The sequence below is a fragment of the Nocardia thailandica NBRC 100428 genome, from assembly GCF_000308795.1.
Taxonomy (GTDB): domain Bacteria; phylum Actinomycetota; class Actinomycetes; order Mycobacteriales; family Mycobacteriaceae; genus Nocardia; species Nocardia thailandica.
This window is the reverse complement of the sequence record NZ_BAGK01000311.1, coordinates 71,513-78,898: the sequence shown is the minus strand read 5'-3', so window position 1 is coordinate 78,898 and position 7,386 is coordinate 71,513. Positions and strand designations below refer to the sequence as shown.

Sequence of the window (7,386 nt, the reverse complement as noted above, 5' to 3'; positions counted from 1 at the left end):
AAACGCCGGCGACAACTAGACGAGCGCTCTCGGGCGAAGCGAACGCTTCGCCGCGCCCGCCCCGAGAGACCATCCCGCTGGCGCCGCCACGCAGCACTCGGACACTCGCGTCCAGTCACACGCCCGGTTTCACAACGGCGTGGTAGGTGCCCATGGGTGTGCCTGTCGGGGGCGTTCCCTGTGACACGGAAAGATGTACAGTCTCGACACTGAACGAGCAGAACGTCCACCCCGGTAACAGGAGCAGTACCCATGAACCCCGAAGAGGACAAGCTGACACTCTCGATTGTGGAAGCTTTGAAGAACAAGGGGTTGTCGCAATCTGACATCGCGCGCGCATACGGCGTGACGCGCCAGTACGTTTCGTGGATCAAGCGCACATACGGCGGATCGCTGACCCCGCGCGAGACAGTCCTCAAGCACTTCCCCTTGGAAGGTCGCTGTCGACTTCACACAGACCTCGCCTTACCAGCGGCTGCGTGACCACGGCGAGTACACCGCCACGGACGGTAAAGGCATGGCGCAATACAAGCTGAAGCGGCTCCGGTCGTTCTACAAGAAGCTGCGCGACAACGGGTTGGTCGTCGAGTTCGACCCGAATAATTCTCCCGTTCCGGGCGTGAGCAATCGTGGAGGCTTCGCTCTCGTCGAGGCGACGCCCGAGGAACTGGCCTCGGGGACCCTGATTCGAGAGAACGAGTACTCCGAACTCACCCCCGAAGGCAGAGAGATCTGGCGGTTCCCATCAGTGGTGCCATGGCCATAGATACGGAAGGCACCATCGCGCGGGGACGCAGCGACGGTGCCTCCTCCTGTTTTCCGGTCAGGTGTTCTGGACGCCGCCGAACGAGCCGGTCGGCAGCTGACCGGGGCCGAACCCGATGGCACCCGCGCCCGCCGGCGGGGGAATCTCCACCGGGTAGCAATCAGCGGTCTTCGGACCCGCCGACAGAGTGTTGAACAGGCACATCAGATTCACCTGGTCACTGCCGGTCGAGGGGCCCAGCGCCTGCGCCGAGGGCGCAGCGACCAGAGTTGATGCTGCGATCAGGAGAACCACAGCACCACCAAATTTGCGAACGTTCATGTTCTCAGGATGCCATCGCGCATCGACCCTCGACAGCGGGTTGCCTGCCCGCAATTCCCGGGGCACGCCGACGACACCGCCCCCCCCCGGAACTGAGGCCACTCCGCCACTGGCGCAAACCGCTTTTTATGAACGACAATGTTCGTTCGAAGGGTTCGATGACCGGCTCGGCCGGTGCCGGGCTGGGTGGGGAAGGTCCGATGAGACTGGTGATGCGTTCGGCGGCAACAGTTGTCAGCATGGCCGCGGTCGCGGCGGCGTGGTGTGTTCCGGCTGTGGCCGAGTCCGAATTCGAGGGCGATCACTCGGTGATCGATGCCCAGCTGTGCCTGGAAACCGGCGGCTACCTCGACGGGCTCATCTGCGTCGGCGGCCCCTATACCGGCTACATCACCCGATGACCGGCCCGCAGCGGATATCCGGCCGCGCGCCACTGACCCTCGTCCGTTACGGCGGGCCTCGCCCTCACGGTCGGTGGTTGTGAGGGCGATCGCCATTTCCCTGATCTACCGGCCCGCGTGGTCCCGACGACTCCGGCTCCGACCACGACCACACCGGCTCCACCATCGGCCCGCTGAGTGCAGCGATACTCCGATCCCGATTCGAGGAAGGCTTCTCATGACATCAGCACGAGCACTGATCGCCACGGCCGCGGCCACTCTGCTGTGCGTGCTTCCCGCCACGGCGACCGCGCAGCCGCCCGCCCCGCACACGGCCGTCTCGATTGCGGAAACGAGTTCCGGCAGTGCGGCGTTGTCGCTGCTGGAAGGCATTCTCAATGCGATCCGGTGCGGATCCCGATGCGGTGCATAGGAGGGCGGCGATCATGACAACGCCCGCCACGACCATGATCTCGGTGGATGCGCCGCTCGCGACGTTGATCAACGTCTTCACCGTCGCCCCGGACCGTCAGGGCGAACTCGTCGAACTGCTGACTCGCGCCACCGAGGAAGTGATCCGGCACCGGCCCGGGTTCGTGGCCGCCAACATCCACGCCAGCCTCGACGGCGAACGGGTCGTCAACTACGCCCAGTGGCGCACGACCGAAGACTTCCACGCCATGCTCGAACACCCCGCCGCACAAGAGCATCTGCGCGAAGCCGCCCGCATCGCCGAGGGGTTCGATCCGCAGCTGCACACCGTCGTCTCCGTCCACCACTGCTGAATGCACACCCTGGCTCTCCGGAACGGTGCCGGCCCACCGCTGCGGAGAGCCACCACGGCATCGCCCCACCGTCGTGGTCGTCGCCGTGACCTAGCCAGACCTCACGCCGGTGAGGAGATCGATCCAGGGGGAACCCGCGATGTATCAACTGCCACCGGACCCGTTCGGCCCGGAGACCACCCGACGGCTGATCCACGAACACCGACCGCGTCCGGTCCCGACGCGCCGCCGCACGTCGATCGGTGTGGTGATCGGCGTCACGGTCGTGCTCGCGACGATCTGCGTGCTCACCCTGCGCGGCCCGACCGAAGACCGGGCCGGTGCCGACCTGGTCGCGACCTCGACCGCACACCTCGACCAACGCGCTCACGTCGACCTGACCCACCCCTACCAGCACACACCCGCCCAGGACTGGGCCGAAGGCGAGCAGGGCATCGTCACGCCGCCGCCCACCCCGATCGGCCGCTACACCAGCGAACAGGTCGCCACGGCATTGGGCAAGGTGCGAGCGCTGATCATCGCCGCCCGGCTCGACCGCCAGGTGATCGAATACCATGACCCCGAACCCGTTCTGGCGCTGCTCGCTCCCGGCCAGGCCGCCACGATCCGGCCGCAGCTGCGTCCGGGCAACGAGGCACACACCTGGTGGGTGACGGTGAAGATCGCCACCGGCTACCCCCTGCTCCCGGTAACACCCCGGGTGACCGGCACCATGACCACAGCCCTCGACGACGACGGCGAACTGATCATCCACACCAACTATGTGGTCGCCTACGCCTTCGACACCCCACACCCCGAAATGCTCACCGGCCCCCTCGACATCGTCGCCGTCGACCGCTGGGAAGCCGCCTACCGCTGGATCGACAATCCCGCCTACGACGCCGAATCCCAAGGCATCTACTATGGCCCGATGCGCGGTCATCAGTTCTCGATCGGCTGCGCCCTGCACCGCCAGGGCTTCACCGCACCCGACTACACCAACCGGGTCTGGACAGGCACTCCCGCCGAACGGCCGGCCGAAGCCTACTTCGATCCCAGCCAGCCCATGCCCACCAAAGACGGATGCTGATGCAACACGAGGTCGCCGACGTCGGGCACCACGGCGGAGCCACCCTGCTCCCCAGTGCCCAGGGTAGCCGGCTCGGGGCGACACGCCCCTGTGTCGAACCGGATGCCGCCCGGCGTCACGGTCCGGACGAGCTGATCGAACGACCCACGCCGCCACCGGCGACACGGACGAACCGAGGTGAGCGGATGGGCTGGTAGGACGGCATGGGTTACAGCCGGGCGTCAGCGCCTAGCTGCGTGCCGCCTCCACGCCGATGTGGTGGTCTTCGAGCGAGGTCGGCGCGCCCGAGATGCCGAGGGCGCCGATGATGTCGTCTCCGTCGCGCAGCAGCACGCCGCCCCCGTAGGGGACGAAGGATCGTGATCCGGCCAGTGCCAGGCCGGTGCCGAACAGCGGAGCGCCGGGCTGGATGGCCTCGGTCAGCGCAACGGTGTCGGCGCCGATGCTCACGGCGGTGAACGCCTTGCCGACCGCGGTGTCGATCGTGACCAGCGTGGCCCGGTCCATGCGGGCGAACGCGACGAGGTTGCCGCCGGTGTCGACGACCGCCGCCGAGACGGGGTGATCGTTGTCTTGCGCGATACGCAGGGCGGCGGCGAGCACGGTGCGAGCGTGGGTGGAGGTGATGTTCACGGCTGTTCCTCTCAGGTGTCTATCGTGAGGTGGTGAGTAGTGGTGGAGTGGGATCGGCCGAGCGAGACGAGCGACGCAGGGCCGATCTGCGGGAGTTCCTCGTGGCGAAGCGGGCCGGGATCAGCCCGCAGGAGGCGGGGTTGCCGGCCGGTGGCCGACGGCGTACACCGGGCCTGCGACGCGAGGAGGTCGCGGTGCTGGCCGGAGTGGGGGTGTCGTGGTATCAGTGGCTCGAACAGGGTCGTGACATCACGGTCTCGCCGAGTGTGCTCGACGCGGTCGGCCGGGCGCTGCGGCTCAACGATGCCGAACGGCGTCATCTCTACGGGCTGGCCGGGCTGAATCCACCGCTGACGGCAACCACCGGGGCCCCCGTCGGCGAACATCTGCTGCGGCTGCTCGAGAGCTGGATGCCCAATCCCGCCCACATCATGGACCGGTACTGGAACCTGGTCGCCTACAACGATGCCGCGCGCGTCCTGTTCGACCTCGGTCCCGAGGACCACAACGCACTGGTGGTGTGTTTCAGCAACAACGCCTTCGACTACGAGAACCATGAGCAGGTGGTCCGGGAGGTCCTGGCGCAGTTCCGGGCGTCGATGTCGGATCACCCCGGCGACGCCGGATTCACCGCGGTCGTGCAGGAGCTGAGCGGGCTGAGCCCCGAATTCGCCCGATTGTGGTCCCAGCAGCAGGTCAAGACCCCCGGGGTGGTGCCCAAACGGATCCGCCACCAGCGGGCCGGACTGCTCGATTACGAGGCCAGCCAGCTGCAGATCCCCGACCGGCCCGACCTGCACCTGGTGTATCACAACCCAGTCCCCGGCTCGGACACCGACGAGAAGATGCGCCGGCTCCTGGCCTCAGCTCGTCCATGAGCGTCGGCGGGTTCACCGCGGCGCGACCTCGAGGACGAGTTTGCCTGTGGTCGTACCGGATTCGATGCGACGGTGCGCCTCGGCGGCAGCGGCGAGCGGCAGTGTCTCGACGGCGACGGTGAGACGGCCCGTCGACACCGCGTGGACGGCACGGCGCAGTGCCGCGCCCGCCTGCGCGGGACGGACGGCCGCGAACCCCGCGAGGTTGAACCCCGACACGGTCCGGTTGGTGAACCACAGATCATTGGCGCTGATCCCGACATCGGCGGCACCGGAGGCGTTCCCCATCACGATCAACCGACCCATCGGCGCGAGTAGGTCCGCACCGGCCCGGCGTGCCGGACCGCCGACCATGTCGACCACGACGTCGAACTCCCCCGCGCCCGAGACCTTGTCGCGCAGCAGGACCTCGTCGTAGCCGAACGCCTCCGCCACCGCGATCTTGGCGGCACTGCCGACGGTGCCGACCACCCGGCCCGCCCCCAGCAGCCGCGCGACCTGGCCGAGCTGACTTCCCACTCCCCCGGCGGCGGCATGCACCAGCACCCGCTCGCCGGGCTCGATGCGCGCCACCCGGTCCAGGACCAGGAACGCGGTGGTGCTGTTGGACGGCACACCGGCGGCGGTCGCCAGATCCATGTCGGGGTCGAGTTCGGCGACCAGGTCCGCGGCCGTCACGACGACCTCGGCGTAGCCGCCGCCGTCCACGATCGACAACGCAGCCACCGGTCTGCCGACTTCCAGGTGGGTGACGCCGGGCCCGACAGCCCGGATCCGGCCGGCCACCTCGATTCCGGGCACGAACGGAAGCGGTACCGGGGCGATGCCACGGCGGTAGAGGATCTCGGCGAAGTTGGCGCCGGCGAACGCCACGTCGATCGCGACTTGTCCGGGGCCGGGGACCGGGACCGCGATCCGGTCGCTCCGTAGCACTTCCGCGCCGCCGAACCGGGGAATCACGACCGCGTCCATATGGGGTGTCTCTGTCATGAAACACACTGTGCCGGTGCGCCGAGCACCGAAACAGTGTCGGCTGATGGTGGGTCTGCCACCACCAGGCTACAGGTCCTGGCGAGGCAGGTCGGGTGGTGCGGCGATCGCGGCGTCGACGCACGCCGCCCTGTCGAGGCGCCCACACGGGGCCCCGCATGGGAGATGAGAGCTTCTCGCGCCCGCGCGGCCCAGGAGCTGTCGCCAGGCGATACACCGCGACCTCGGACACGGCCCGTGGTAGTCCTGTACCGCCGGGAATGGCCCGGCGAGACGAGCGGTTGCGAACGTTCGACGGTTCGAGTCACGACGGAGGCTGACGTGCGTGCTGTGCAGATCGCGGAGTTCGGGGGTCCAGAGGTACTGACGCTGGCCGACTTGCCGATACCGGAGCCGGGTCCCGGCGAGGTATCCATCGATGTGTCTTACGCGGGGCTGAATTTCGCTGACCTGCTGGGGCGTTCGATCGGCTATCGCGTGCCTGCCCTACCGTTCGTGCTCGGGCTCGAGCTCTCCGGCCGCGTCCGTGCCCTAGGCGCCGGTGTGACGGAATTCGTTGTCGGGCAACCTGTCGCGGCGATCGTCGACGGCGGCGCCTACGCCGAAGTTGCCGTCGTGTCGGCGGCCACGGTTTTCGCCGTTCCCGACGGCATCGCATTGCGGACGGCGGCGACGCTGCCCACCGTCGTGCCAACGGCCTACGCGCTGGTGAACAGCGTCGCGCGAGTACGCGCCGGGGAGACGGTGCTCGTGCAGGCCGCTGCGGGAGGGGTCGGGTCAGCGCTGGCGCAGATGGCGAAAATCGCCGGAGCGGAGACGGTCTACGGCGTCGTCTCGAGCGACGCCAAGGCGGAGTTCGCCCGGGGACTCGGTTACGACGAGGTGTTCGTCGGCGACTCCTTCGACGCCGAAGTCGCGGCCGCTACCTCGGGCCGCGGCGTCGACGTGATCTTCGATTCCATCGGCGGTAAGACCCTCGAGCGCGGCCTCGCCTCGCTCACCCGGTTCGGGCGCGTCGTGTCCTACGGCAACGCCGGCGGCGAACAGCCGTGGCAGGTCGGCATGGCCGAGCTGGGGCCCCGGGGACAGTCGATCGCGGGATTCTCCATCCTCAGCCTGACCACGGACGCGCCAGAAGAATTGCACGAGTTGGCCGACAGCGCGTTCACGCTGGTGAGCACCGGGGCGGTCCGCTTGCCGATCACCGCCGAGTTCGCACTGGCTGAGATCGCCGACGCGCATCGGCTCATGGGTGGGCGAACCTCGACCGGCAAGGTAGTGCTCGCGGTCAATCCCTGAACCTCCTGGTTCGGGCACGGATGCCCCCGCGCGTCACGCCGGTTCCCGACCGCCGACGTCGCGCTGTCGGCACCCCGCACGCGGCCTGGCTGCTGCGCGGGCTGCGGAAGTTGGGAGCGGCCCAGCAGATATCGCCGCTGCTGGACCGCGACCCCACCGACCACATCCGCCCGTACGGGGTTGGCCGATGGAGCCGGCGGCGCCGGTGCTGAGCAGTGCGCCTGCGCCGACGGCGAAGGGCGGTCAGGAGGGCAGGATCGACCCG

10 protein-coding genes are annotated in these 7,386 nt (G+C 68.4%); 7 read left to right on the top strand and 3 right to left on the bottom strand.

All coding sequences use genetic code 11. The annotated features are described in order from the left end of the window. Positions 1 to 252: 252 nt before the first annotated feature. Both ON36_RS35980 and ON36_RS35975 read left to right on the top strand, forming a co-directional pair. Complete coding sequence (locus tag ON36_RS35980) at positions 253 to 483, top strand: helix-turn-helix domain-containing protein (RefSeq protein ID WP_218001277.1); 231 nt, start codon at positions 253 to 255, stop codon at positions 481 to 483. Positions 484 to 517: 34 nt separating this feature from the next. Further along, on the top strand, positions 518 to 766 hold the full coding sequence (locus ON36_RS35975; RefSeq protein WP_218001276.1) for a hypothetical protein: 249 nt from the start codon (positions 518 to 520) through the stop codon (positions 764 to 766). Between the two features lie 57 nt (positions 767 to 823). Here the strand turns inward: ON36_RS35975 and ON36_RS35275 are convergent, their stop codons facing one another. Then, positions 824 to 1,087 carry a hypothetical protein gene (locus tag ON36_RS35275; protein ID WP_157225140.1) on the bottom strand — a complete coding sequence of 88 codons (264 nt, stop codon included), beginning with the start codon at positions 1,085 to 1,087 and terminating at the stop codon, positions 824 to 826. 128 nt (positions 1,088 to 1,215) lie between these two features. On the opposite strand from ON36_RS35275, the gene ON36_RS35270 reads away from it, so the two are divergent. From ON36_RS35270 to ON36_RS33225, 3 genes are all read left to right on the top strand, one after another. Continuing rightward, a complete protein-coding gene (locus tag ON36_RS35270) occupies positions 1,216 to 1,488 on the top strand; it encodes a hypothetical protein (protein ID WP_157225139.1) in 273 nt (90 codons plus the stop codon). A 425-nt stretch (positions 1,489 to 1,913) separates the two neighbouring features. After that, a complete protein-coding gene (locus tag ON36_RS32070) occupies positions 1,914 to 2,252 on the top strand; it encodes an antibiotic biosynthesis monooxygenase family protein (protein WP_043661673.1) in 339 nt (112 codons plus the stop codon). 139 nt (positions 2,253 to 2,391) lie between these two features. Next, a complete protein-coding gene (locus ON36_RS33225; RefSeq protein ID WP_052314613.1) occupies positions 2,392 to 3,321 on the top strand; it encodes a hypothetical protein in 930 nt (309 codons plus the stop codon). A gap of 228 nt (positions 3,322 to 3,549) precedes the next feature. Here the strand turns inward: ON36_RS33225 and ON36_RS32060 are convergent, their stop codons facing one another. Further along, positions 3,550 to 3,954, bottom strand: coding sequence for a GlcG/HbpS family heme-binding protein (locus ON36_RS32060; RefSeq protein ID WP_043661671.1), 405 nt, complete (start codon positions 3,952 to 3,954; stop codon positions 3,550 to 3,552). A gap of 32 nt (positions 3,955 to 3,986) precedes the next feature. Between ON36_RS32060 and ON36_RS32055 the strand changes: the two genes are divergently transcribed. Further along, on the top strand, positions 3,987 to 4,832 hold the full coding sequence (locus ON36_RS32055; protein ID WP_218001275.1) for a helix-turn-helix transcriptional regulator: 846 nt from the start codon (positions 3,987 to 3,989) through the stop codon (positions 4,830 to 4,832). 12 nt (positions 4,833 to 4,844) lie between these two features. Here the strand turns inward: ON36_RS32055 and ON36_RS32050 are convergent, their stop codons facing one another. Beyond that, positions 4,845 to 5,822 carry a quinone oxidoreductase family protein gene (locus ON36_RS32050; protein WP_218001274.1) on the bottom strand — a complete coding sequence of 326 codons (978 nt, stop codon included), beginning with the start codon at positions 5,820 to 5,822 and terminating at the stop codon, positions 4,845 to 4,847. 321 nt (positions 5,823 to 6,143) lie between these two features. Here ON36_RS32050 and ON36_RS32045 point away from each other — a divergent pair, with 321 nt between their 5' ends. Then, positions 6,144 to 7,121: a quinone oxidoreductase family protein gene (locus ON36_RS32045; RefSeq protein ID WP_043661661.1), complete on the top strand. Its 978-nt coding sequence runs from the start codon at positions 6,144 to 6,146 to the stop codon at positions 7,119 to 7,121. Positions 7,122 to 7,386: the final 265 nt, after the last annotated feature.

Excerpts from the sequence above, each read along its gene's own strand:
- ON36_RS33225 (WP_052314613.1), top strand. The coding sequence starts at position 2,392 with ATGTATCAACTGCCACCGGACCCGTTCGGCCCGGAGACCACCCGACGG.
- ON36_RS35975 (WP_218001276.1), top strand. The coding sequence starts at position 518 with ATGGCGCAATACAAGCTGAAGCGGCTCCGGTCGTTCTACAAGAAGCTG.
- ON36_RS32070 (WP_043661673.1), top strand. The coding sequence starts at position 1,914 with ATGACAACGCCCGCCACGACCATGATCTCGGTGGATGCGCCGCTCGCG.
- ON36_RS32050 (WP_218001274.1), bottom strand. The coding sequence starts at position 5,822 with ATGACAGAGACACCCCATATGGACGCGGTCGTGATTCCCCGGTTCGGC.
- ON36_RS35275 (WP_157225140.1), bottom strand. The coding sequence starts at position 1,087 with ATGAACGTTCGCAAATTTGGTGGTGCTGTGGTTCTCCTGATCGCAGCA.
- ON36_RS35980 (WP_218001277.1), top strand. The coding sequence starts at position 253 with ATGAACCCCGAAGAGGACAAGCTGACACTCTCGATTGTGGAAGCTTTG.
- ON36_RS35270 (WP_157225139.1), top strand. The coding sequence starts at position 1,216 with ATGAACGACAATGTTCGTTCGAAGGGTTCGATGACCGGCTCGGCCGGT.